Genomic DNA, 1,619 nt, shown 5'->3' on the forward strand with positions numbered 1-1,619 from the left:
ACGAGCTGCGTCGCGAACGCCTGCGCCGACTGCTCGTACTGCTGCGCCGCCGCCTCGTCACCCTTGGCGCGCGCCTGGTCGGCCATGGTCAGCGCCTGGCGCGCCGAGGCCTGCAGCTTCTCGATGTCGCCGAGCTGGCGGTTCAGCTTCATCTCCAGCTGGCGCTGGTTGCCGATCACCGAGGCGGCCTGCTGCGAGAGCGCCTGGTGCTGGCGCTGCGCGTCCTCGATCGCCTGCTGGATCTGGACCTTGGGGTCCGCGTGCTCGTCGATCTTCGAGGAGAACGCCGCCAGGAAGTACTTCCAGGCCTTCACGAAGGGGTTGGCCATCTGCTCCCGCCCAACTCGTCACCGTCCGCACAGGCCGACCACGCTGACCTGGACTCCTCACCCATCGTGTCAGCTCCCGGCCGCGGCGACCCCCGAGGCACCCCCGCACGTTGGGGATCGGTGATCGCCAGCGACGAGCGGTCGGCCGGTCAGGACGACACCGGGAGGGTCGACACGGCTCAGGCCGCCGAGCGGACCGCGTCGGCCGGCTCGCGGCCGAGCGTCACGATCTCGACGACGCGCAGCTCGCCGGCGGGCTCTCCCGTGCCGTCCTCGAGGTCGCCGAAGGCGCCCGGGTCGTCGTCCGCGACGACGTCGGGCGCGGGGTCCGCCGCGAGGTCGACGACCTCGACCGCGGCCGCGGGGCCCGTCGCGGCCTCACCCTCGGCGGGAGCGGCCTCGGCGTCCTCGCCGGCCGGCTCGGCCGCGCCGAACGCCTCCTCGACCGCCGAGCGCAGCGCCGGGTCCACCCCGACGAGGCGACGCCCGGCGAGGCGGGCGGGCACGCGGGGCGTCTCGGGACGCAGCGAGTCGGCCACGTCGTCGAGCAGCTCGGGCAGCGAGAGCGCCAACGCGTCGCAGATCGCCGCGAGCAGCTCGCTCGACGGCTCCTTGCGCCCACGCTCGATCTCCGACAGGTACCCCAGGCTCACCCGGGCGTCCCGCGAGACGTCCCGCAGGGTCCGCCGGCGCTCGGTGCGGGCGCGGCGGATCGTTCCGCCGATCGCCTCGCGCAACAACAGCGCCATGTCGCACCTCCGCCCTCACCGCACCCCGGACGCGGGAACCAGGTTTCCGGCCCCGCGGGGAGCCCGGCGTCGATGACCGTTCCGACCACGGTACCGACTCCCGCGCCACCACGTCGGCCCGCGCCCCCGCGGTCCGGTCGGGTTCGCCCACGGCGAACAGCCGTGCTCAGCGGGCGGCGGCCCGGCGCAGCCGCACGGCCTGGGCCACGTAGTCGAGTCCCGAGACCACGGTCACGACCACCGCGAGCAGGAACAACGTCGCCACCAGGGGTGCCGCGGCCGGCGGCAGCGGCATGATCGCGAGGCCCAGCGCGAGGGTCTGCAGCGCCGTCTTGAGTTTGCCGCCGCGACTGGCCGGGATCACCCCGTGGCGCAGCACCCAGAAGCGCATCGCGGTGATCCCGAGCTCGCGGACGGCGATCACGATCGTGACCCACCACGCCAGCTCGCCGAGGATCGACAGGCCGACGAGCGCGGCGCCGACGAGGGCCTTGTCGGCGATGGGGTCGGCGATCTTGCCGAAGTCGGTGACCAGGCCCCA

Annotated in this window: 3 protein-coding genes; all 3 read right to left on the minus strand. The window is 74.3% G+C overall.

Translation table 11 applies throughout. From position 1 onward, the window contains the following. On the minus strand, positions 1-329 hold a 329-nt coding region (locus AC0CYZ_RS14675; protein ID WP_472216548.1), incomplete at its 3' end, for a PspA/IM30 family protein. A gap of 179 nt (positions 330-508) precedes the next feature. Beyond that, entirely contained in the window at positions 509-1,078 is a 570-nt protein-coding gene (locus tag AC0CYZ_RS14680; RefSeq protein ID WP_472216550.1) for a helix-turn-helix domain-containing protein, read from the minus strand. Between the two features lie 166 nt (positions 1,079-1,244). Next, a partial coding sequence (locus AC0CYZ_RS14685; protein WP_472216552.1) for a CDP-alcohol phosphatidyltransferase family protein occupies positions 1,245-1,619 on the minus strand: 375 nt, incomplete at its 5' end.

Source organism: Actinomycetospora sp. (assembly GCF_055612215.1).